This window comes from Bacillus sp. JJ722 (genome assembly GCF_036963345.1).
In the GTDB taxonomy this organism is placed as follows: domain Bacteria; phylum Bacillota; class Bacilli; order Bacillales; family DSM-1321; genus Bacillus_AD.
In genome coordinates, this window is record NZ_JBALMO010000241.1 from 7,453 (window position 1) to 8,193 (window position 741).

General features: G+C 35.9%; 1 protein-coding gene. It reads left to right on the forward strand.

The annotated features are described in order from the left end of the window. The first annotated feature begins 159 nt into the window (after window positions 1-159). Entirely contained in the window at window positions 160-441 is a 282-nt protein-coding gene (locus V7014_RS22605; protein ID WP_335510571.1) for a transposase, read from the forward strand. Window positions 442-741: the final 300 nt, after the last annotated feature.

Genomic DNA, 741 nt, shown 5'->3' on the forward strand with positions numbered 1-741 from the left:
TACATTCTTTTCATTTTTCCCTGAAAATAGCTAATGAATCCCAGCTATTCAGTAGATTATGTGCCATCGCCACAATCCCAAACTGGATAGGCTACACTTAGTTAGACAATAAAATTAAGGGCTAGTAGAATAATAGATAACAAGTGAGGAGAATCTACTATGTCCAAGAAAAGAAGAACATTTACTACAGATTTTAAAAAGCAAGTGGTTGCCTTATATGAAAACGGAAAAATCTGTAAAGGTATTGTTCGTGAATATGAATTAACGGCATCAGCATTAGATCGATGGATCACACAATTTCAACAAACAGGCTCCTTTAAGGAGAAAGACAATCGTCGTCCTGAAGACCAGGAGTTAATTGAATTAAGAAAGAGAAATAAGCAACTTGAAGTGGAAGTTGATATTTTAAAGCAAGCCGCGCTGATCATGGGACGAAAATAGAAGTGATTGAACAAAATCGCCATAAATATTCGGTATAAGCAATGTGCGAAATCCTGCAAATAGCTCTAAGTACTTTTTACTATAACACAGGTACTGCAACTCAAAAAGAACAAGAAAAACGGACTGAAGAACAGACATTAAAAGAAAAAAAACAGTTCATCTTCAACGAAATAGACAAGTGTATGGCAATCGTAAACTAAAAATAGCTTTAAAAAAGCTGGCTATACGGTATCTAGATGCCGCATTGGTCGTTCAATGAGCGAACTGGGCATACAGCCAAAGTATGCGAAACCATCTTAT